This window comes from Thermus sp. 2.9 (genome assembly GCF_000794385.1).
GTDB lineage: Bacteria > Deinococcota > Deinococci > Deinococcales > Thermaceae > Thermus > Thermus thalpophilus.
The window spans coordinates 21,240-40,262 of the sequence record NZ_JTJB01000006.1; the positions used below are offsets into that span (position 1 = coordinate 21,240).

At 68.1% G+C, this 19,023-nt stretch carries 18 protein-coding genes and 1 pseudogene; 11 read left to right on the forward strand and 8 right to left on the reverse strand.

Annotated features, from left to right (window positions below; translation table 11 throughout):
* Position 1 precedes the first annotated feature (1 nt).
* The gene (locus tag QT17_RS03795) at positions 2 to 682 is read right to left on the reverse strand and encodes an endonuclease V (protein WP_039456551.1); all 681 of its coding nucleotides are present in this window, start codon (positions 680 to 682) and stop codon (positions 2 to 4) included.
* A complete protein-coding gene (locus QT17_RS03800) occupies positions 682 to 1,554 on the reverse strand; it encodes an SIS domain-containing protein (RefSeq protein ID WP_039456553.1) in 873 nt (290 codons plus the stop codon). Before QT17_RS03800 ends, QT17_RS03795 begins: the two co-directional genes overlap by 1 nt.
* A 19-nt stretch (positions 1,555 to 1,573) precedes the next feature.
* Here QT17_RS03800 and QT17_RS03805 point away from each other — a divergent pair, with 19 nt between their 5' ends.
* The gene (locus tag QT17_RS03805; RefSeq protein WP_039456604.1) at positions 1,574 to 2,335 is read left to right on the forward strand and encodes a class I mannose-6-phosphate isomerase; all 762 of its coding nucleotides are present in this window, start codon (positions 1,574 to 1,576) and stop codon (positions 2,333 to 2,335) included.
* On the opposite strand, the gene QT17_RS03810 is transcribed toward QT17_RS03805, so the two are convergent.
* Complete coding sequence (locus tag QT17_RS03810) at positions 2,316 to 4,925, reverse strand: BTAD domain-containing putative transcriptional regulator (protein WP_039456562.1); 2,610 nt, start codon at positions 4,923 to 4,925, stop codon at positions 2,316 to 2,318. The two genes, QT17_RS03805 and QT17_RS03810, sit on opposite strands and share 20 nt — an antisense overlap.
* A gap of 86 nt (positions 4,926 to 5,011) precedes the next feature.
* Between QT17_RS03810 and aroA the strand changes: the two genes are divergently transcribed.
* The 6 genes from aroA to QT17_RS03840 are packed head-to-tail and all read left to right on the forward strand — an operon-like array spanning position 5,012 to position 9,748.
* Positions 5,012 to 6,301 (forward strand): 3-phosphoshikimate 1-carboxyvinyltransferase, encoded by a 1,290-nt coding sequence (gene aroA / locus QT17_RS03815; RefSeq protein WP_039456564.1) that lies wholly within the window; start codon positions 5,012 to 5,014, stop codon positions 6,299 to 6,301.
* Complete coding sequence (gene cmk / locus QT17_RS03820) at positions 6,286 to 6,909, forward strand: (d)CMP kinase (protein WP_039456567.1); 624 nt, start codon at positions 6,286 to 6,288, stop codon at positions 6,907 to 6,909. Before aroA ends, cmk begins: the two co-directional genes overlap by 16 nt.
* Before the next feature lie 2 nt (positions 6,910 to 6,911).
* Positions 6,912 to 7,694 (forward strand): CDP-alcohol phosphatidyltransferase family protein, encoded by a 783-nt coding sequence (locus tag QT17_RS03825; RefSeq protein WP_039456571.1) that lies wholly within the window; start codon positions 6,912 to 6,914, stop codon positions 7,692 to 7,694.
* Positions 7,649 to 8,065 (forward strand): NUDIX domain-containing protein, encoded by a 417-nt coding sequence (locus tag QT17_RS03830; RefSeq protein WP_039456574.1) that lies wholly within the window; start codon positions 7,649 to 7,651, stop codon positions 8,063 to 8,065. Before QT17_RS03825 ends, QT17_RS03830 begins: the two co-directional genes overlap by 46 nt.
* A complete protein-coding gene (gene tmpR / locus QT17_RS03835; RefSeq protein ID WP_039456577.1) occupies positions 8,056 to 8,760 on the forward strand; it encodes a bifunctional dihydropteridine reductase/dihydrofolate reductase TmpR in 705 nt (234 codons plus the stop codon). Before QT17_RS03830 ends, tmpR begins: the two co-directional genes overlap by 10 nt.
* A gap of 10 nt (positions 8,761 to 8,770) precedes the next feature.
* On the forward strand, positions 8,771 to 9,748 hold the full coding sequence (locus QT17_RS03840; RefSeq protein ID WP_039456606.1) for a bifunctional oligoribonuclease/PAP phosphatase NrnA: 978 nt from the start codon (positions 8,771 to 8,773) through the stop codon (positions 9,746 to 9,748).
* On the opposite strand, the gene QT17_RS03845 is transcribed toward QT17_RS03840, so the two are convergent.
* Genes QT17_RS03845 through QT17_RS03855 form a run of 3 tightly spaced genes read right to left on the reverse strand, consistent with a single transcriptional unit; the run spans position 9,726 to position 13,073 of the window.
* Positions 9,726 to 10,274: a Uma2 family endonuclease gene (locus QT17_RS03845; protein WP_039456579.1), complete on the reverse strand. Its 549-nt coding sequence runs from the start codon at positions 10,272 to 10,274 to the stop codon at positions 9,726 to 9,728. The two genes, QT17_RS03840 and QT17_RS03845, sit on opposite strands and share 23 nt — an antisense overlap.
* Positions 10,275 to 10,283: 9 nt before the next feature.
* Positions 10,284 to 11,501 carry a 2,3-bisphosphoglycerate-independent phosphoglycerate mutase gene (locus tag QT17_RS03850; protein WP_039456582.1) on the reverse strand — a complete coding sequence of 406 codons (1,218 nt, stop codon included), beginning with the start codon at positions 11,499 to 11,501 and terminating at the stop codon, positions 10,284 to 10,286.
* Between the two features lie 51 nt (positions 11,502 to 11,552).
* Complete coding sequence (locus QT17_RS03855) at positions 11,553 to 13,073, reverse strand: S8 family serine peptidase (protein ID WP_039456583.1); 1,521 nt, start codon at positions 13,071 to 13,073, stop codon at positions 11,553 to 11,555.
* Positions 13,074 to 13,145: 72 nt separating this feature from the next.
* On the opposite strand from QT17_RS03855, the gene proS reads away from it, so the two are divergent.
* Complete coding sequence (proS, locus tag QT17_RS03860; protein ID WP_039456586.1) at positions 13,146 to 14,579, forward strand: proline--tRNA ligase; 1,434 nt, start codon at positions 13,146 to 13,148, stop codon at positions 14,577 to 14,579.
* A gap of 1 nt (position 14,580) precedes the next feature.
* Positions 14,581 to 16,317, forward strand: coding sequence for a GNAT family N-acetyltransferase (locus QT17_RS03865; protein ID WP_039456588.1), 1,737 nt, complete (start codon positions 14,581 to 14,583; stop codon positions 16,315 to 16,317).
* Here the strand turns inward: QT17_RS03865 and QT17_RS03870 are convergent.
* Positions 16,283 to 16,648 carry an ASCH domain-containing protein gene (locus tag QT17_RS03870; protein WP_039456589.1) on the reverse strand — a complete coding sequence of 122 codons (366 nt, stop codon included), beginning with the start codon at positions 16,646 to 16,648 and terminating at the stop codon, positions 16,283 to 16,285. The genes QT17_RS03865 and QT17_RS03870 overlap by 35 nt on opposite strands.
* Before the next feature lie 14 nt (positions 16,649 to 16,662).
* Between QT17_RS03870 and nth the strand changes: the two genes are divergently transcribed.
* Both nth and QT17_RS03880 read left to right on the forward strand, forming a co-directional pair.
* On the forward strand, positions 16,663 to 17,325 hold the full coding sequence (gene nth / locus QT17_RS03875) for an endonuclease III (protein ID WP_152607324.1): 663 nt from the start codon (positions 16,663 to 16,665) through the stop codon (positions 17,323 to 17,325).
* A gap of 49 nt (positions 17,326 to 17,374) precedes the next feature.
* Entirely contained in the window at positions 17,375 to 18,484 is a 1,110-nt protein-coding gene (locus tag QT17_RS03880) for an MFS transporter (RefSeq protein ID WP_369792358.1), read from the forward strand.
* Positions 18,485 to 18,499: 15 nt separating this feature from the next.
* Here the strand turns inward: QT17_RS03880 and QT17_RS13860 are convergent.
* Positions 18,500 to 19,023, reverse strand: a pseudogene (locus QT17_RS13860) (hypothetical protein); the annotation flags it as partial.

Below are 19,023 nucleotides of genomic sequence, written 5' to 3' on the forward strand. Positions count from 1 at the left end.
CTTAGTCTAAGGCGGCTAGGGCCCGGCCCGCCTCCAGGTGGGCGAGGCGCAGGGGCTCGGGCAGGCGGAAGCGGGTGGGCAGGCGCTTCACGAAGGCGAGCGCTTCCTCCAGGCCCACGCGGTGGCCGGGAGAGACGTAGAGGGGCTTGACCCCGGTGCGGCTCCGGTAGGCGTAGCCGATGGGGCGGCCCTCGGGGGAAAGGAGGCGCACGGCGCTTCCCGCCTCCTGGGGCAAGGGGCCTTCCAGGCGGCCAAAGAGGAGGCGCTTAGCCACGCCGATGCTGGGGAGGTCCAGGTGGACCCCGAGGTGGCTGGCGATGCCCAGCCCCCGGGGGTGGGCGATGCCCTGGCCGTCCACCAGGAGGACCTCGGGGGCTTCGGGGAGGGCCTTTAGCGCTTCCAGATAGGCGGGGGCCTCCCGGAAGGAGAGGAAGCCCGGCACGTAGGGGAAAAGGGCCTCTTCCGGCACCAGGCCCTTCGCCACGAAGAGGGGGCCTTTTTCCAGGTGGTAGAGGAGGGCCACGGCCACCAGGGGCTTGCCCCGTTTGTGGGAGGCGTCCAGGGCGGCAAGGCGCTTTTTCCCCTCTAGACTTCCCGAGAGGATCACCCGCTGGGCGAGCGTCCGCTGCAAGGCCATGGCCGCCTCGAGGCCCTCGGGCTTAGGAAAGGGCGGCACCTCCATCAGGTGATCTCCCGAAGCCGTTCCAGGACCTCCCCATCCGAGGGGTCGGCCCCGTAGAGGAGGGCGAGATAGTAGGCGGTCCAGGCCAGGCGGTACCAAAGGGCCATGGTCTGGGCCAGCCGGCTTCCTTCCGGGAGCGGCACCTCGGCGATGGCGTCCACCCGGGTTTCCAGGATCTCCTTGGCGAGCCCGGCCGCCTCCCCTCCCCCGAGGAGCACCGCCGCCAAGGGGTCCCCCTGCTCGTGGCGGGCCTCGAGGCCGGTGAGGAAGAACTCCAGGGCGCTAAAGGGAGGGGTGAGGGAGAGGCTTTTGCCGATGCGGGCGAAAAGGCTTTGCGCCGCTTCCTCCAGGGGGCGGAAGAAGGGGCTATAGAAGAGGGGAAGCCGCTCCAGGAGGGTGTAGGCCAGGAACTTGGCGGGGTTTTCCTCCAGGGGGATCTCGGGGGTGAGGCGGCGCCTTTCTTGGAGCAGGGCTTCGTCCACCTCCTTTAGGGCCGCCTCCTCCCCCGTGGCCAAAAGGAGGAAGCGCAGGTAGCGGTAAGGGCTCAAGGGGCTTGGGGGCAGGTGCACGTCCACCCCGGCGCGGAAGCCCACCCGCACCACCCTAACCCGCCCCGATTCCGCCAACACCCCCATGGCCGCCGCCTCCCCCAGGTCGTAGCCCCCTTCCAGGAGGAAGAGGGTGCCCGTTTCCGTCCAGTCGGGAAGGCCCAAGGCTCTGGCGGCGAAATGGGCCTCCCCGTAGGCCAGGGCGGCGTGGGGGGCGGGGTAGGCCTCCTGGGGCACGGGCCCGGAGCCCACCAAGTCCCTAAGCTCCAGGGCCAACCCCTGGCGGTCCACCAGATAGGTTTCCTCGCGGTCCAGGTCGCGCATACCCTTTATGCTAACCCCCATGCGGCCCTGCCCGCCCAAGCCCGTGGCCCGCATCTGGGGAGGAAGCGCCTTGGGATTTGGCCCGGGGATCGGCGAGGTCTGGCTTTGCGAGCACCCCCTTTTGGTGAAGCTTTTGGACCCCAGGGACTGGCTTTCCGTCCAGGTCCATCCACCCCACGCCTACGCCCTTAGGGTGGAGGGAAGGCCCGGCAAGTACGAGGCCTGGTACGTGCTCTCCCCGGGGGAGATCGTCCACGGGTTTTCCCGCCCCGTGACCCGGGAGGAGGTGGAAGCAAGGGCGCGGGCGGGCACCCTGGACGAGGTCTTGAACCGGGTGCGGGTGGAAAGGGGCCAGGTGGTTTACCTCCCCGCGGGCCTCGTGCACGCCCTGGGGCCTGGGGTGCGGGTCTACGAGGTCCAGACCCCCTCCGACCTCACCTACCGCCTTTACGATTACGGCCGCCCCCGGGAGCTCCACCTGGAGAAGGCCCTGGAGGTGGCCCTCCTGGAGCCCACCCCCATCCTCCAGGCGCCCCCTGAGCCCGTGGAGGGAGGGGAAAGGCTTCTTCCTACCCCCTTCTTTGACCTCTTCCGCTACCCCTTGCGCGGGCGGCTTTTCCTCCGGCCCGAAGCTCGCCTGGTCCTCACCCTCCTGGAGGGGAAGGCGCGGCTAGGGGAAGCGGCCCTAACGCCCCCCGCCACCTTCCTCCTGGAGGCGGGGGAGGAGGCGGCTTTAGAGGGGGAGGGGCTCTTCCTCGGGGCTAGCCCGAAAGGCGGCTAAGAAGGGCCTGGAGCCTGGGGGAAGGCTTTTCCCCAAGCTCTTGCCAAAGCCGCTTGCGGTATCCTTCCAAAAAACGCAGGGCCCGGGCCCTTTGTCCCCTCTTCAGGCAGGTTTCCACCAGGAGGGTAAGGGCCTCCTCGTCCAGGGGGTCTAGCTCCAGGAGGCGCTCCAGGTAAAGGGGCTCGCCCTTTTGCAGGAAAAGGGCCCGCACCCGGTGGAAGACCTCCTCCCGTCTGCGGTCCAGAAGGGGGTGGTCCAGGCCGGGGAAGAGGGGCTCTTGGTAAAGCCGTAGCGCCTCCTCGGCTTTCCCTTCCGCCAGGGCCCTTTCCAGGGCGAAGAGGTCCGCCTCCACCCGGGCAAGGCCCTCCTCCAGGAGGTAGGTGGGGACCCCCCAGGGTTCCAGGGCCTTCCGGAGCCGGGCGAGCCAGACGTAGAGGTTATTGAGGGCGGCCTCTTCGGAGAGGTCGGGCCAGAGGGCGAAGGCCACCTCCTCCCGAGGGAGGCCCAGGAGGAGGAGGGCGAAGACCTCCTTGGCCTTGCCCTTGAGGGCCACGGGGCCCAAGGGACCCTCCAGGCGGAACCTCCCCAGGACCTCCACCCGCAAGGGGGGGATTTCCCCGTGGCGGAGGAGGACGGCTTCCCGGGGGCCCAGGCGCAGGACCTCCTCCAGGGGGTAGGCCTGGGCGAGCTCGGGGCGGTTGCGGGGGAGGAGGGAGAGGGGGAGGAGGCCGGGGAGGATGCGGGCCCCCACCTGGGTGAGGTTTAGGAGGGCGTCCAGGTCCTTCTCCTCCCCCAAAAGGCGGTAGCGGGCGGCGTGCCAGTAGAGCCTTTCCTCCCGCTCCTCGGGGTAGGGGGGGAGGAGGCTTGCGTCCCGCTTGAGGAGGGCCAGGGTGAGCCGGGGGAGGAAGCCCTCTAGGCCCTCCACCAGGCTTGGGTCTCCCCGAAGCTCCGCCAAAAGCGCCCTGCCCCGAGCCACCAGGTAAGGGTTTTCCCAGAGCTCCGCTTGGGCCAGGAGGCGGGCGAGGGCTCCTTCGTCCCCTTCCAGGTGGGCGAGGAGCATGGCGGCCTCGAGGGCGGCCAAGGGGTTCCCGGGGGCCTCCTGGGCCCGCTTCAGGTACGCCTTGGCCTTTTCCCTTTCCCCGAGGAGGAGGTAAAGCCGCCCCAGGTCCCGCAGGTGGCCAGGGAGATTGGCGTGGGTGTAGCTAGGGGAAAGCCCGAGCTCCTCGAGGGCGGTGATCCGCCCCAGGAGATCCCCTTGGAGCTCAAAGCGCAAAAGGGCCAGGTTGGTGAGGGGGGCGGCGCGGTAGGGGCTTTCCGGGGGAAGGCGCCTTAGGGCCTCCTCCAAAAGCCCCATGGCCTCCAAGGGCTTTCCCTCCTCGTAGGGCACCCGGGCCGCGTCGTTGAGGAAGCGCCCCGCAAGCTCCCCCGGCACCTGGTCCAGAAGGCCAAGGCCCCGCTCCAGGTAGGCCCGGGCCCGGGGCAGGTCCTGCCCCAGCATGGGCTCGGCCAGGTAGTAGGCCAGGTGCCCTAGGGCAGTAAGGGCGACCCGAGGTTCCTCGTGCAAGAGGCCTTCCAAAAGGGAAACGCCCTCCTTCCTGCCGCACTGCAAAAGCGCCTCCCCCAGGCGCAGCTTGGCCCTGGGCCCCCCCGTGCGCAAGAGCGCTTCCCAGGCGAGGAGGCGCTCCGCCGGGGTGGATATCTGGATGGGCCTTTCCAGGAGGGCGAGGAGGTCTTCCCTGAGGCCAGAGGCGAAGTAGGCCTCGGCCAAAAGCTCTGGGGGAAGCCTCCCTTCCGCCTCCCGCACCGCCTTTTGCACCTCGGGGAGGAGGCTTCGTAGGGCCATCTCCCGCATGAGGTCGTGGAGGCGGAAGCCCTCGGGGGTGAGGCGCAGGAGGCCTTTTTGGAAGAGGTTTTCCGTGGCGGGGGTGGCGTGGGCTTGGGGGAGGAAGGGAAGGGCCGCAAGGAGAAGCCCCTCCCTAAACTCATCCTCGCTCAGGCTCTCCCTTAAGCCCTGGAGGAGGGCTTCCGCCTCCGGGGGCCGGCCCGTGAGGGCGGAGAGGAAGAGGGGCAAGGGCCACCCCCCCGTGGCCCGGTGGGCCTCTTCAAAGCCTTCCCGCCCCCCGAAGAGGGCCCGGGCCTCCTCGAGGGTAAAGGCCAGGTCCTCGGGGCCTAGGCGCACCAACCTTCCCTCCGCCAGGAGCTTGGGGAGCTCGGGGTAGGGGAGGGGTTTGCGGCTCGCCAGGACCAGGAGGCAGGGGAGGGTGCGGAGGAGGGGGGAGAGGGCCTCCTCCCCGGTGAGGTCCTCCAGGACCACCAGGGTGGGCTCGGCCTTCAGGCCTTCCAGGACCACGCCCCAAGGCGCCTCTTCCGGCAGGCCCAGGCCCCGGGCCAAAAGGGCCCGGGGCTCCCCGAGGAGGGCGCTCCCCCAAAGGGTGCGCATCCCTAGCCTTGCCGCCAGTTGCCCGGCCAAGACGCTCTTGCCGAAGCCCGCCGGGGCCTGAAGGTGGACGGCGAAGCCCACCTCCTCGGGAAGGCGGTCCAAAAGGCGGCCTCGTTCCAGATAAACCGGGCTTTGCCAGGCAAGGGCCATGCTTGCCCCCTATTTTAGAAAGCCCCTCCCCTTCTTCCAAGCCTCGCCCTTGACCGAAGGCCCCTTCCCGCCCAAGACTAGGGGGCATGGACCGCGCCCACCTGGACCTGAAGCCCTCGGGCCCCTTGCGGGGGGCCCTAAGGGTGCCCGGGGACAAGTCCGTGACCCACCGGGGCCTCATGCTCCTCGCCCTGGCGGAGGGGGAGGGAAGGCTCCTTTACCCCCTCAAGGCCGGGGACACCCTCTCCACCGCCCGGGTCCTTGGGGCCTTGGGGGCGGAGATCGCCGAGGAGGGCCCCCACTTCCGGGTGCGGGGACAGGGCCTTCGCCTGAAGGAGCCCGGGGACGTCTTGGACTGCGGCAACGCCGGGACCCTCATGCGCCTCATCCTGGGCATCCTCGCGGGGCAGGAGGGGCTTTTCGCCGTTCTGACCGGGGATCACTCCCTGCGCCGCCGCCCCATGGGCCGGGTGGTGGAGCCCCTAAGGGCCATGGGGGCCCAGGTGGACGGGCGGGAAGGGGGGAAAAGGGCGCCCTTGGCGGTGCGGGGGGCGTCGTTGCGGGGCATCCGCTACACCCTTCCCGTGCCCAGCGCCCAGGTGAAAAGCGCCCTCCTCCTCGCCGGCCTCTTCGCCGAGGGCGTCACGGAGGTGGAGGAGCCCGTTCCCACCCGGGACCACACGGAAAGGCTTTTCCGCCACTTCGGCCTGCCCCTTGGGGTGGAGGGGAACCGGATCCGGACGCGCCGGGCGGACCCCTTCCCCGCCCGGGACCTGGTGGTGCCGGGGGACTTCTCCTCTGCCGCCTTCTTCCTGGTGGCGGCCCTCATCACCCCGGGCTCAGAGGTGGTGGTGGAGGGGGTGGGCTTGAACCCCACCCGCACCGGGCTTTTGCAGGTCCTTGCCTCCATGGGGGCGGACCTGGAGTGGCGGGTCCTGGAAGGGGAGGCGGGGGAGCCCGTGGGCTACATCCGGGCCCGGTATAGCCCCCTAAAGGGGGTTTCCGTGGACCCCGCCCTCATCCCCCTCATGGTGGACGAGGTGCCCATCCTGGCCGCCGCCGCCGCCTGGGCGGAAGGGGAGACCTTCATCCCCAACCTTTCGGAGCTCCGGGTGAAGGAGTCCGACCGGGTGGCCGCCATTGCCCACAACCTGAGGGCCTTGGGGGTGGAGGTGGAAGAGGGCCCGGACTGGCTCAGGATCCGGGGGGGCGGGGTGCGCCCGGGGGAGGTGGAGCCCTTCCACGACCACCGCATCGCCATGGCCTTCGCCGTGGCGGGCCTCCCCGTGGGGGTTAGGGTGTGGGAGCCCGGCTGGGCGGAGATCTCCTACCCCGGCTTTTTCCGGGACCTCCTTGGGCTATGCGGGGGATCGTGACCCTAGACGGGCCTTCCGCCTCGGGGAAAAGCTCCGTGGCGAAGCGGGTGGCGGAGGCCCTGGGGGTGCCCTACCTCTCCAGCGGCCTCCTCTACCGGGCGGCGGCCCTTCTTGCCCTGCGGGCGGGGGTGGACCCCAAGGACGAGGCCGGGCTCCTGCGGCTTCTTGAGGCCCAGCGGGTGCGCTTGGTTCCGGGGCGGGAAAACCGGGTCCTGGCGGATGGCGAGGACCTCACCCCCTTCCTCCACACCCTCGAGGTGGACCGGGTGGTCTCGGAGGTGGCCCGACACCCAGGGGTGCGGGCTTGGGTGAACGAACGGCTCAAGGAGGTGCCCCCGCCCTTCGTGGCCGAGGGGCGGGACATGGGCACCGCCGTCTTCCCCGAGGCCCCCCACAAGTTCTACCTCACGGCAAGCCCCGAGGTGCGGGCCAGGCGCCGGGCCAAGGAGCGGCCAAGCGACTACGAGGCCGTGCTTCGGGACCTCCTCGTGCGGGACGAGAGGGACAAGGCCCAAAGCGCCCCCGCCCCCGACGCCCTCGTCCTGGACACCTCGGGCATGACCCTGGACGAGGTGGTGGCCTGGATCTTGGAGCGCCTCAAGGACTAGCCATGGTGCCGGGGGCCAAGGCCAGGCCGGTGCAGGAGTTCCTGAACGTTCTCCTCTTCCGCCCCCTGGCCCACCTCCTGGTGCGCCTCCTCCTCCCCACCTCCGTGCGCCCTCCCCACCTGGTCCTCTTCCACACGGGCCTGGCCCTCCTCGCCGCTTGGCTCCTTTACCGGGGCGAGGACCTTTGGGCGGCGTTCCTTCTTCAGCTCAAGACCGTGTTGGACAACGCCGACGGGCAGCTCGCCCGGCTCAGGGGGGAGGTGAGCGCCTTGGGCCGCTATTTGGACACGGAGATGGACTTCCTGGGCAACCTCGCCCTTTTTGTGGCCCTGGCCCTGCGCACGGGGGAGGGGGAGAAGGCCCTCCTGGCCTTCTTGGTCTTCACCCTGGTGCAGTCCTTTGACTTCAACCTGGAGCGGCTTTACCGGGAGGCGCGGGGGCTTCCCCTCCCCGAGGAGCCCCAGGACCCCGAAACGCCCCTTCTCCGCCTCCTCCGGGGCCTTTACGCCCTCCTTTTCCTCCCCCAAGACCGCGCCATCCGGGCCTTGGAGCTTTTCCTAAAGAGGCGCTTGGGCCTGGACCCCTTGCGCTTTTGGGACGAGGGGGCTTTGGCGGGGGTGGTGAACCTGGGGCTTAGCACCCAGCTTTTCTTCCTCGGGGTCTTTCTCCTCTTCCACCAGCCTGCGGCCTACCTCACCTTCGTCCTCCTCCAGGCCCTGTATCTTGGCCTTGGGTACGTATGGAGGATCGTCCGCAGTATCCCATCCCCACGGTGGGGGCCCTAGTGGAGCAGGGGGGCAAGGTGCTCTTGGTGCGCACCGCCAAGTGGCGGGGGCTTTGGGGGGTGCCGGGGGGAAAGGTGGAGTGGGGTGAGGGCCTGGAGGATGCCCTGAGGCGGGAATTGCGGGAGGAGGTGGGGCTGGAGCTTTTGGAAATCCGCTTCGCCCTGGTGCAGGAGGCCCTCTTTAGCCCGGAGTTCCACAAGCCCACCCACATGCTCCTCTTCAACTACTTCGCCAAGGGGGAGGGGGCGGTGCGGCCCAATGAGGAGATCCTGGAGTGGGCCTGGCTTCCCCCGGAGGCCGCCCTCACCTACCCCCTCAACACCTTCACCCGGAAGCTTCTATTGCGGTACCTGGAGGGCCCATGCGGGTAGCCCTGGTCACGGGAAGCGCCAAGGGGATTGGCCGGGCCATCCTCCTGGCCTTGGCCAAGGAGGGGTTTAACGTGGCCGTGCACTACCGCACCTCCGGGGGCCTGGCCGAGGCCACCCGGGCCGAGGCGGAGGCCCTGGGGGTGAAGGCCATCAAGGTGCGGGCGGACCTCACCCGGGAGGAGGAGGTGGCGGGCCTGGTGGAGGAGGTGCGCTACCACCTGGGGGGGATTGGGGTTTTGGTGAACAACGTGGGGGATTACCTCTACAAGCCCATTGAGGAGGTGAGCCTCGAGGAGTGGCGCTGGATTATGGACACCAACCTCACCGCCACCTTCCTCCTCACCCAGAAGGTCCTTCCCCTCATGGTGGCCCAAGGGTATGGGCGCATCGTGAACCTGGGCTACGCCGGGGCCACCAACCCCATCGCAAGGCCCCACGTCACCCCCTACGCCATCGCCAAGATGGGGGTGGTCCTTTACACCAAGGCCATCGCCAAGCGCTTCGCCCAGGCGGGGATCACCGCCAACGTGGTGGCCCCCGGGGTGGCGGAAAACTCCATTTCCAAGCCCCTTCAGGAGATCCCCATGGGGCGGCTCGCCCTCCTGGAGGAGGTGGCCCGGGCGGTGCTCTTCTTCGTGCGGGAGCCCTACCTCACGGGGCAGGTCCTCGAGGTGGCGGGGGGGTGGAACCTGTAGGATGGGCTTCGTGGACGGGAACGCCCCTGACCCCAAGTACTGGGAAAAGATGCGGCTCGTGGCCGAGGTCCTGAGGGCGGTGGAGGGCCCCATCTACATCGCCACCCACGTGGACCCCGATGGGGACGCCATCGGGAGCTCCTTGGGGCTCTATAGGGCCCTCAAGGCCCTGGGCAAGGACGCCCGCTGGGTGGCCGAGCCCCCCCGCTTCCTCCGCTTCCTCCCCAAGGAGGAGGAGTACTCCGACCCCGTGGACAAGCTTCCCCCCGGGGCCACCCTGGTGGCCTTGGACAGCGCCGAGCCCTCGAGGGTGGTGGGGGTGCCGGTGGAGGGCTTCGTCATCAACATTGACCACCACGGCACCAACCCCCGCTTCGGACAGCTTTACGTGGTGGACCCCTCCAAGGCGGCCACGGCCCAGATGGTCAAGGACCTCATTGACCTCCTGGGGGTGGCCTGGACGGCGGAGATCGCCACCCCCGTGCTCACCGGCATCCTCACGGACACCGGCAACTTCCGCTTCGCCAACACCACCCCCGAGGTGCTCAAGGTGGCGGCGGAGCTGGTGGGCTACGGGGTGAAGCTGGCCGAGCTCACCGACCGCCTCCAGTTCCGCCCTCCCTCCTACTTCCGCCTCATGGGCCAGGTCCTCTCCACCGTGGCCTTCCACTTTGGGGGGCTTCTCGTCACCGCCCACCTGCCGGAGGAGGCCAAGCGGGAGGAGGAGGACTCCGACGACTTCGTGGGCCTCATCCGCTACGTGGAGGGGAGCGTGGTTAGCGTTTTCCTGCGCAAGCGGGAGGAGGGGGTGAAGGTGTCCATCCGCTCCCGGGGCGGGGTTTCCGCCCAGAACATCGCCTTAAAGCTCGGGGGCGGGGGGCACGTGCCCGCCGCCGGGGCCACGCTTAAGGGGGTGGATCTGGACCGGGCCTACGAGCTGGTGCTGGAGGCGGTCCAGGAGGAGCTTAGGCGGGCGGGGTACCTCTAGGAGGGTCAAAGGGGAAGGGTGGGCCCTCCAGAAGGAGGGGCGCCACCGCTTCCCCTGGCTCCAGGAGGAGGCGGAGGCGGTAGCGGTTGCCCTTAGGCTCCCGGTAGACCTCCAGGGTATCCGTCCCCACCAGCCAGACCTCGGGGATCCCAGCCTGGGCGTAAAGGGGTAGCTTCACTCCTTCGTCCAGCTCACGGGTGGAGAGGCTTACCTCCACCACCAACAGGACATCCTCGGCCTGGGGGAGGCGGGTTCGGTAGAAGTCCTCCCGGGGATGGAGGAGGGCCAGGTCGGGTTGGGGCAAGGAGGTGGGGGAGAGGAGGAGAGGGTTTTGCACGTAGACCAGCGCCCGGTCCCCATAAAGCTGCTCTAGGCGTTTGGTCAGGTAAGTGACCAGGCCGGCGTGTTCGCTGCCGATGGGGGCCATTTCGTACACCTCGCCGTCCAGAAGCTCTAGCCGCACCCCTTCCGGAGCCTTTTCCAGAAGGGCTTGGAACTCCTCGAGGCCCAAACGGTGCCGGATCACCCTTCCATTTTAGGCCCCATACTTCAAGAGCCGGCCGGCGTGGGCCAGGAGGAGGGGCATGAGCTCCACCCCCCGCAGGTGCCCTAGGCTCCCCTTCAAGGCCTCCGCCTCCGTGAAGCGCCGGGCCTCGTCCCGCCGCAGATAAGGGGCTTTGAGGAGGAGGGGCACGGGGTGCCAGGAGTGGGCCTTGAGGAGGGCGGGGGTGGAGTGGTCCCCGGTGAGGGCGAGGACCTCGGGCTTCAGGGCCAGGAGCTCGGGCAGGAGGGCGTCAAAGCGCTCAATCTCCCGGACCTTGCCCCAGAAGTCCCCGTCCTCCCCTTTGGCGTCCGTCTTTTTGAAGTGGAGGTAAAAGAACTCGTACCGCTCCCAGTTCTCCTTTAGGGCCTTTAGCTTCCCTTCGTGGGCGTCCCCTTCCCCCTCCACGGGGAGGACCTCCATGCCCACCAAAGCGGCGAGCCCCTTGTACATGGGGTAGCTGGCGATGGCGGCGGCCTTTAGGCCGTACACCTCCTGGAAACTGGGAAACCGAGGCTTCTTGGAGGCGCCCCGGAAAAGGGCCCCGTTGAGCCGGGGCTCGTCCCTTAGCACCTCCCGGATGCGCTCGGAGAGGAGGTTGACAAGGCGGGCGGTCTTGGCGGAGGCCTCGTCCAGGGGCTTGGCCGCCAAGGGGGGAAGGCCCGCTTTTTGGGGGTCTGTGTCCGTGATCCCGTCCGAAAGGCCTTCTCCCCGGAGGATCACCAGGAAGCGGTGCTCGCTTTCCGTATAGAAGTGGACTTCCACGTCCTCTATGTGGGGGATGGCCTCCTTTAGCTTGGCGATGACCCTTCGGTTTTCCTCCGTGGAGGGCCTTCCCGCACGGCGGTCCACCACCTTCCCCTGGGCGTCCAGGGTGGCGAAGTTGCCCCTAAGGGCCACGTCCCCTTCCCGGAAGTCCGCCCCCAGGCCCAAGGCGCTTAAGGCCCCCCGGCCCACCACGTAGCGGAAGGGATCGTACCCGAAAAGGGCCAGGTGCCCGGGGCCCGAGCCCGGGGCGAGGCCCGGGTGGACGGGGGTGAGGAGGCCCAAGGTGCTTTCCGCGGCCAGGCGGTCCAGGTTCGGGGTTTTAGCGGCCTCCAGCTCCGTGGCACCCCCCGGCTCCAGGGGAAGGCCTCCCACGCCGTCTAGGACCACCAGGAGGATTTTTCCGCCAGGTTGGTGAAGCTCCTTGAGGACGGGGAAAAGGTCCATAGGGCCATTGTAAAACCCCCGCCCTTGGGCGGGGGGTCGTGGTCAAACGCCTTAGCGCACGGCCTGGTCGGCGTTCACCAGCCCGTGGCCGAAGAGCTGGCGGCTACCGATGTTCTCGGCGGTGGCCTTCAGGTGGGCCCGCACCTCCCCCGGGCCCCACTCGGGGTGCAGGGCCCGCACCAAGGCGGCCACCGCGGCCACGTGGGGGCTCGCCATAGAGGTCCCGGCGTACCAGGCGTAAGCGGGCGTGTTTTCGTCTACGATGACCGTGGAAAGGATGAGGTGGTACCGGTAGCCGGCAGGTCGTTCGGCCCGTGGCCGAGTGCACCAGCTTTGGCCATTTTCGTCCAGGCCGCAGTCCCCACCCGGGGCGGAGAGGTCCACCGCCGCCCCGTAGTTGGAGTAGAAGGCGAGGATGTCTTGCCCGGGTTCGGCGTTGAGGGTTTGGCTCGTGGGGTAGGGCAGTTGCCAGAAGGGGGTGGCGGTGCCGGTGGCGGAAACGGAAACCACCGTGGGAAGGTCGGAAGGGATGTGGACTACGGGGCCGTTGGCGTTTTGGGCGCTGTTCCCCGCGGAGGCCACGATGAGGGTTCCCATGCGGTTGGCGTACTTCATCACCCGGTCCCAGGCCACCATGGCCGCCACGTCGTCGCGGTTTTGCGTGGAAAGCGTACCGCCCAGGCTCATGTTGATGACGGAGTACCCTCTGCTGGCGGCGTCCAGGATAGCTTCAAAGATGGGACCATCCCAAGCGCCCACATCGTCGTACTCTTCCCCAGTTTCGGGGTCCGTGTAGTGGTAGCGGTCAAAGACCTTGTAGGCGGCAAGGCGCACGCCGGGGGCCACCCCTACCACCCGGCCCCCGCCAAAGGCGGCGGCCACGGTTCCGGAGACGTGGGTGCCGTGGGCTTCGTAAAGGACCGAGGGGGCAGGGGTGCAGAGGTTATTGGGGTCCAGGTGGTCAAAGTCAATCCAGAGGGTGTACTTGGGGTAGCTTGGGGTGTTGTTAGGTCCCCCGGTTTCCCGGCAATAGTTGGTGGCCTGGAAGTCCACGATCTGGGTGGCGAGGTCGGGGTGGTTGTCCATGACCCCCGTGTCCAGCACGGCCACGGTGGCCCGGGCCTGGACCGAGAGGGGCACCCGCTCCCACACCTTGGGGGCGCCGATGCGCCGGATATCCCACTGGTACCGGTAGAGGCTATCCGCCGCCGTGGGGGCGCCGTACGTTTCCTCCGGCACCATGACCCGTTCGGGCAGGCGGTAGAGGTGCTCCTTGCCCACGGCCAGGATTTCCGGGCGCTTGGCCAGGCGGGCCGCGGTTTCCCCATCAGCCAAGACGGTCAGGGCGCCGATGGGGCCGAGTTCTTTCAGCACTTTAGCCCCCGCGCTTTCCGCCAGCCCCTTGGCGCCCGGGGGAAGGGTTTCGGAGCGAAACACCACCAAGTAGCGTTCGGGGTTGGGTTTACCCGGGACCATTTGTACGGAAAGCGTCTGGGCGCTTGGGGTCTGTCCTGTGCAGGCGGCAAACAGGAGCGCCAAAATGCCGAGCAAGCCGTAAATACCTTTCCGCATAAACCACCTCCGCAATGAAACGGGGTCAGTATACCACAACGTGTTCGGCGGCGCTGGGTATGATGGGCGGGTATGGCGAAGGAGAAGGGCCTAACCCCTCAGAGCCAAGACTTCAGCGAGTGGTACCTCGAGGTCATCCAGAAAGCGGAGCTCGCCGACTACGGGCCGGTGCGGGGCACCATCGTGGTCCGCCCCTACGGCTACGCCATCTGGGAGAACATCCAGCAGGCCCTGGACCGCATGTTCAAGGAAACGGGCCACCAAAACGCCTACTTTCCCCTCTTCATCCCCATGAGCTTCCTCAAGAAGGAGGCGGAGCACGTGGAGGGGTTTTCCCCGGAGCTCGCCGTGGTGACCCACGCCGGGGGGGAGGAGCTGGAGGAGCCCTTGGCGGTGCGCCCCACCTCGGAAACGGTCATCGGCTACATGTGGTCCAAGTGGATCAAGAGCTACCGGGACCTGCCCCAACTCCTAAACCAGTGGGGGAACGTGGTGCGCTGGGAGCTTCGCACCCGGCCTTTCCTGCGCACCAGCGAGTTTTTGTGGCAGGAGGGGCACACCGCCCACGCCACCCGGGAGGAGGCGGAGGAGGAGGTGCGCAGGATGCTGGGCATTTACGCCAAGCTGGCCCGGGAGTACGCCGCCATTCCCGTCATAGAGGGCTTTAAGACGGAAAAGGAAAAGTTCGCCGGGGCCGTCTACACCACCACGATTGAGGCCATGATGAAAGACGGCAAGGCCCTGCAGTCGGGCACGAGCCACTACCTGGGGGAGAACTTCGCCCGGGCCTTTGACATCAAGTTCCAGGACAAGGACCTGCAGGTAAAGTACGTGCACACCACGAGCTGGGGGCTTTCCTGGCGCTTCATCGGGGCCATCATCATGACCCACGGGGACGACCAAGGGCTCATCCTCCCTCCCCGCCTCGCCCCCATCCAGGCGGTGATCGTCCCCATCTACCGGGAGGAGAGCCGGGAGAGGGTCTTGGAGGCCGCCTACGGCCTCAAGCGCCGCCTCTGGGAGGCGGGGGTGCGGGTCCACCTGGACGACCGGGACCAGTACACCCCGGGCTTCAAGTTCCACGAGTGGGAGCTCAAGGGGGTGCCCTACCGGGTGGAGCTTGGGCCCAAGGACCTCGAGGCGGGCGAGGTGGTGCTGGCAAGTCGCTTGGGGGGGAAGGAGCGGGTGGGCCTAAAGGCCCTGCCCGCCCTTCTGCCCAAGAAGCTGGACGAGTTCCACGAGGCCCTCTACCAAAGGGCCTTGGCCTTCCGCGAGGCCCACACCCGCAAGGTGGATACCTACGAGGCGTTTAAGGAGGCGGTGCAGGAGGGGTTCGCCCTGGCCTTCCACTGCGGGGACAAGGCTTGCGAGAAGCTCATCCAGGAGGAAACCACCGCCACCACCCGCTGCGTGCCCTTTGACGGGGAGGCGGAAGCGGGGGTTTGCGTGCGCTGCGGAAGGCCCGCGGCCTACGGCAAGCGGGTGGTGTTCGCCAAGGCGTACTGAGATGCGGGTCCTTGGGCGCAGGATCTACTGGCGTTGGTACGGGGAGGTGCTCCTGGAGGGGGGCGTTCTCCTCCGCATGTCGGGGGATGTGGCCAAGTGGCTTCGGCCCGGGGACCGTGTGCGCCTCGCCACCGCCTTCAAGAAGCCCCTTTTAGACTTTGACGAGTACGCCCTGGAGGGGGTCTTCCCCCTCTGGCCTCCCTTTAGCCGGGAGCTAGAACACGTGCGGGAGAGCCCCTTGGGCCAGGAGGCCTACCGGTACCGCCTGCGCGTGCGGGAGGCCACCTACGAGGGGGATTTTGAGGCCATCGCCGAGCTGGAGCAGTTCCACTACGCCTCGGAGAAGGAGGTGGTGGCCCTTTGGGTCTGCACCCGGTGCCAGAAGACCCTTCTCGCCAACACCAAGCCCGTCTGCGACTGCGGGGGGGAGGTGCGGCTTAAGGAGATCCGGGGCTCCACCCCGGCGAGCCGCTTTCTAGTGCTGGAGCTCTTGGAGCGCCTCCCCTTTGAACCCAAGATCCTGGGCTACCTGCGCCTAGACCCGCCCATCCCCCGCATGCACCGCAGGACCCCCGAAGGGGTGGAGCGGGACATCCGGGAAAGGATTTTTCCCAAGGATTGGTTCCACCCCACCTACGAGGGGGGTAGCGACTGGGAAGCGGCCTTGGACCGGGTCAAGACCGCCGCCGCCCGCATCGCCCGGGTGGTGGTCCACCCCGACTACCGTTCGGAGGGCTTTGGGGGGCTTCTGGTGAGGATGGCCTTGGCGTGGGCCGAGGAGCGGGGTGCCCCCGAGGGAAGGCGGGAGAAGCACCTCGTCTACACCATCGCCCAGATGGCCCGCTACCACCCCTTCTTTGAAAAGGTGGGCTTCCGCTACCTCTTTGACACCGCCTCGGGGCGGCCCGTCCTCTTCTACCCCTTGACCGGGGAAGCCAAGGCCTATCTGGAGCGCTTCCTCCGGGAAGATCCCCTGGCCAGGGCCCACGGGGGGCGGCTTTTCCGGCCCCGGTTTGGGCGGGTGGAGGGGCTAAAGGGGCCCATAAGCCTTCAAGGGGTCCACAAGGCTTACCGGAGCCACTTAGACCTCGAGGGCCTTCCCCAAGAGGTGCGGGAGGCCTTGGCCGCCTTCGGGGTGAAGGCGCGGGTGGTGGAGCGGGCGGTGCTGAGGGGCGCGGATTTGGAGATCCCCCCAGGAAGCCTGGTGGTCCTGGCAGGGGCGAGCGGGGCGGGGAAGACCACCCTGCTCCGCCTCCTTCTGGGCGAGCCCCCGGACCTGGGCCGGGTGGTCCTTCCCCCGGGCAAGCGCGTGGCCTATATCCCCGGGGAGCGGGAGGTGGCGCTGGGGGAGGGGGCGGTCCTCGAGGCGGTCTACCGGAAGCTCGGGGACGTGGGGGCGGCCATTGAGGTCCTGAACCGCGTGGGGCTTTCCGACGCCGTGCTCTACCGGGCGCGGCCCAAGGAGCTTTCCACGGGCCAGAGGGAGCGCTTCCGCCTCGCCCTCCTCTTGGCCGAGAGGCCCGACCTTCTGCTCATAGACGAGTTCGCCGCCCACCTGGACGTGCCCACCGCTCGCCGGGTGGCCCTGGGCCTGGGGAAGCTTTGCCGGGAAGCGGGCGTCACCCTGGTGGCCGCCACCCACCGCCCCGAGGTCATCGCCGCCTTGGACCCCGACCTTCTGGTCTTTGTGGGCTACGGGGGGCTCACCACGGCACCTCGGACAGGTCCACGAACATGACCCGTCCCTGGCGCCGGGGAACCCAGAGGGGCTTCTCGTAGCGGAAGGCGTTCTCCAGGACCCAGGCGTACAGGGGAGCGTCTTCGGCGTAGGCCCGGAGGAAGGCTTCCTCCGCCTGGTGCTTGGCGAAGTGGGGCAGGAGCTCCTCCACGCTAAAGGGGCCTTCCACGCCCACCAGGTCCGCCTGGCCGATGAGCTTCCCTCCCGTGACGATGCCCAGGGGCCCCCGGTGGCGGGCGTAGCGCCTGCGGATTTCCCAGGTCTTCTTGCCGTCCACGATGAGGCTGGCGTAAGGCTCGCGCACGATGAGCCCGATTTTGGGCCTTTCCACGCTCTCATTGTAGAGTGGGGGACGTGGGTTGTCCGAGGGAAGGGCAAAAGGAAAAAAGGGCGAGGGCCTTAAAGATCCTGAAGGCCCTCAAGGAGGCCTATCCCGGTGCCCGCACGGAGCTTAAGCATGGTAGCCCGTTCCAACTCCTCGTGGCCACGGTCCTTTCCGCCCAGGCCACGGACAAAAGCGTGAACGAGGCCACCCCGGCCCTCTTCGCCCGCTTTCCCGACGCCAGGGCCCTGGCGGCGGCCACCCCGGAGGAGGTGGAGCCCTACATAAGGCGCATCGGGCTCTACAAGACCAAGGCCAAGAACCTGGTGGCCTTGGCGAGGCGGCTTGTGGCGGAGCATGGGGGAGAGGTGCCCAAGGACAAGGAGGCCCTCATGCGGCTTCCCGGGGTGGGCTGGAAGACGGCCACGGTGGTGTTGGGGGCGGCCTTCGGCATCCCCGGCATCGCCGTGGACACCCACGTGGCCCGCCTAAGCCGGAGGCTTTGCCTCACGGAGGCCAAGCGACCGGAGAAGATTGGAGCCGATTTGGAGAGGCTTTTCCCCAAGGGGGACTGGGTCTTCGTCCACCACGCCCTGGTGCTCCACGGCCGCTACGTCTGCACGGCGAGGAGGCCCCGTTGCGGGGCCTGCGTCCTCGCCCCCTTTTGCCCAAGCCGGGAGGCTTAGGCCAAGGAGGTTTTCGGTGAAGGGGATCTCCCCCCCATATCGCTTAGTGCTGGCAAGTTTCCTCTGGTCCTTCGGGGCCAACCTGGTTTATTTTTTTCTCAACTTTCACCTCGAGGCCCTGGGCTACACCCGGGCCCACATCGGCTACGCCCAGGCCTTTCTCCTCCTCGTGGGGGTGGTGTCCTCCCTCCCCCTCACCTACCTCATCCCCCGCCTGGGCTACCTGAAAAGCCTCTACTTGGCCTTTTTCCTGGCGGCGGGGAGCGGTGTCCTTCTCGGGCTTGGCCTTTGGGTTTTTCCCGCCCTCGGGGGGTACGGCCTGGCGGGGGCGCTCTTGCAGGGGGCGGCGGCCCCCCTCATGGCGCGGCTCGTGCCCCCGGAAAGGCGGGTGGCCCTTTTCAGCCTGCAGGCGGCCCTCACCACGGCGAGCGGCTTTTTCTCCACCTTGCTCGCTGGCTTCCTCTCCGAGTGGGTGGGGGCCAGGCACGTTCTCCTCTTCGCCCTGCCCTTTTTCCTCCTGGCGGTGCCCTTGGCGCTGGGCTTGCCGGAAGGGGAGGGGAAGACCCCACGGCTGGAGGGGCGGTTGGGGGTGTGGCTTCGCCTCCTCGTGCCCCAGGTGGTCATCGGCTTCGGGGCGGGGCTCGTCATCCCCTTTGTGAACCTTTACCTGAAGGAGAAGTTCGGGCTCACCTATGGGGCCACGGGCCTCGTCTTCGCCCTCTCCTCCTTGGCCACGGGCGGGGCCATGCTCCTCCAGCCCCTTTTGGTCGGGAGGGTGGGGAAGCTTAAGGCCATCGTCCTGGTCCAGGCCCTTTCCCTTCCCTTCTTGGCGCTTTTGGCCTGGGCCCCCTGGCTTCCCGTGGTCACCGTGGCCCTCTTGGTGCGGGGGGCCCTGATGAACGCCGCCGGACCCGTCTACGCCGCCTTGGTGATGGACTACTTGCCCGAGGAGGAACGCCCGGGCTTCTTCTTGGTGGAGTCGGCCCTTTGGAGCCTCCTCTTTGCCCTAGGAAGCGCCCTTTCCGGCAAGCTCCAGGCCGCCATGGGGCTTGGCGCCTTCCACTACCTCTTCGGGGCCACCCTTCTCCTTTACGCCCTAGGCATCCTCCTTTGGCCTTGGGCCTTCCGGCAAAAGGCCCCGCCCGGAGGCGGGGCCTAAGGGAGGGAGGGGCGGCTAGGGCTGGGTGTAGGAGCCGCCAGCGCCTTCCGCCTCCAGCTCCAGGGCGAGGCGGCGGTCCAAGAGGTCAAAGCCAATTCCTTGGGGGATAGGTCTTGCCGCCAGGAGGTCGCTCAAGGGTTTGTTCGTGCCCAAGGCTGCGGCTTGCCAGCTCACCGTGTCTCCGCTGGTGGGCTTGAGGGCGGTGAGCCCCGCCACGGCCGTGGGGTCGGGGAGGCTGTAGGAGGTGCTTCCGCCCAGGGCTCCTTGGCTCACGAAGTGTTGCCAGGCGGACCCCATGGGCCAGTTCAGCACCAGGAGGTAGCCCCTAAGATTTATCCCGCCGGAGAAGCCGCTTGCAGAAAGCCCCTGGAAGGTGGGAAGGTTCCCCGCACCCGGCGTGGGCACGGTGGGGCTAAAGGCGAGGCTTGGGGCGCTGATGTTCACCGTGGAGGGCAGGCTCGAGGCGGGGATGCGCTTCAGGGCAGCGCTAGTGCCGCTAAAGGTCAGGACCTGGTAGAGGTCGTCGGGATCGGTGCTCG

What these genes read in the sequence shown, in the direction of transcription:
- QT17_RS03795 (WP_039456551.1), bottom strand. Translation starts at nt 682, where the DNA reads ATGGAGGTGCCGCCCTTTCCTAAGCCCGAGGGCCTCGAGGCGGCCATG.
- QT17_RS03800 (WP_039456553.1), bottom strand. Translation starts at nt 1,554, where the DNA reads ATGCGCGACCTGGACCGCGAGGAAACCTATCTGGTGGACCGCCAGGGG.
- QT17_RS03805 (WP_039456604.1), top strand. Translation starts at nt 1,574, where the DNA reads ATGCGGCCCTGCCCGCCCAAGCCCGTGGCCCGCATCTGGGGAGGAAGC.
- QT17_RS03810 (WP_039456562.1), bottom strand. Translation starts at nt 4,925, where the DNA reads ATGGCCCTTGCCTGGCAAAGCCCGGTTTATCTGGAACGAGGCCGCCTT.
- aroA (WP_039456564.1), top strand. Translation starts at nt 5,012, where the DNA reads ATGGACCGCGCCCACCTGGACCTGAAGCCCTCGGGCCCCTTGCGGGGG.
- cmk (WP_039456567.1), top strand. Translation starts at nt 6,286, where the DNA reads ATGCGGGGGATCGTGACCCTAGACGGGCCTTCCGCCTCGGGGAAAAGC.
- QT17_RS03825 (WP_039456571.1), top strand. Translation starts at nt 6,912, where the DNA reads ATGGTGCCGGGGGCCAAGGCCAGGCCGGTGCAGGAGTTCCTGAACGTT.
- QT17_RS03830 (WP_039456574.1), top strand. Translation starts at nt 7,649, where the DNA reads ATGGAGGATCGTCCGCAGTATCCCATCCCCACGGTGGGGGCCCTAGTG.
- tmpR (WP_039456577.1), top strand. Translation starts at nt 8,056, where the DNA reads ATGCGGGTAGCCCTGGTCACGGGAAGCGCCAAGGGGATTGGCCGGGCC.
- QT17_RS03850 (WP_039456582.1), bottom strand. Translation starts at nt 11,501, where the DNA reads ATGGACCTTTTCCCCGTCCTCAAGGAGCTTCACCAACCTGGCGGAAAA.
- QT17_RS03855 (WP_039456583.1), bottom strand. Translation starts at nt 13,073, where the DNA reads ATGCGGAAAGGTATTTACGGCTTGCTCGGCATTTTGGCGCTCCTGTTT.
- proS (WP_039456586.1), top strand. Translation starts at nt 13,146, where the DNA reads ATGGCGAAGGAGAAGGGCCTAACCCCTCAGAGCCAAGACTTCAGCGAG.
- QT17_RS03865 (WP_039456588.1), top strand. Translation starts at nt 14,581, where the DNA reads ATGCGGGTCCTTGGGCGCAGGATCTACTGGCGTTGGTACGGGGAGGTG.